Genomic DNA, 983 nt, shown 5'->3' on the forward strand with positions numbered 1-983 from the left:
TTCACCTTGCAGCAGTTCGCCCGGTGATTTGCCAACCACTTCCTCTAACGAATATTCGGTTAACTGCTCAAACGCAGAGTTTACCCAAGCAATCGTGCCGTCAGGATGCGTAATGATGATGGTATCGCGAGCGTGTTCCGCCACCTCGGCAAGCTGCGATATTTTGGCGGATAACTGCTGCTGGGTTTGATGTTCTTGCTGAAGTTTGTTTTGCGCTTGCGCTAAAGAGCGCGACATTTGGTTAAACGCCTCTCCAACGCGCGTGACTTCGTCATTGCCTGAAATAGAAATTTGCGAACCCGGCCCTTGCTGTGAAACCTTAATTACCCCAGTGCGGAGAAGATCCAGACGCTTCATCAAGTAGCTGCCTAGCGCAAATGAAAACAGCGCCACCAGCGACATTTCGACAAAGGCAATCACCAAACTCGCATGAGTCGCAAACGAAAGCATTTGATGAACATGCTCGACGTGAACACCCATTTCTACCACGCCAAAAGTCTGATCGCCTAACGTGATTGCTTTCGCCACGTCATAAACACCGTCGCTTGCATCGAAAGGACGAACATTGGTGTCAACGCCTGTGTAATCACCTTGAAGCGTAAGTTCGATGCCATCTTGATTGACGATACGGATGTAAGCCAACTTGTGCTCACTTACGACAGAGCGTGCAAAGCTGTCTAAGTACGCCAGATCCGTCGCGATTACCGCGTCTCTCGAAGCTTGAGCAAACACACTCACCAAATTCTGGCTACCAACTTCGAGACTGGTCTCGTTCGAGCTTTTAAACCAGTTGAGGCCGCTGATGATAAGTACACCGAGCGCGAGTGCTTCGATGAGTGCAATGCCGATTATCGTTTTTGAACGCAGCGTCATAAAGCGCCCACTTATCTCGAAATGCCCAATTGGACGACGTCTTGCCAATCTTGGTCTTGCGCCAATTGCAATCCATCAATATTGAGTAAAGCGAAGCTCTCCTGTGCTTT

Annotated in this window: 1 protein-coding gene; it reads right to left on the reverse strand. The window is 49.3% G+C overall.

Annotation, left to right across the window (positions count from 1 at the left end):
- Nucleotides 1-873, reverse strand: an 873-nt coding sequence (locus R7R24_RS25090) for a PAS domain-containing protein (protein WP_318119823.1), incomplete at its 3' end; no start/stop codon positions are given.
- Nucleotides 874-983: the final 110 nt, after the last annotated feature.

The organism is Vibrio sp. 704, assembly GCF_033339295.1.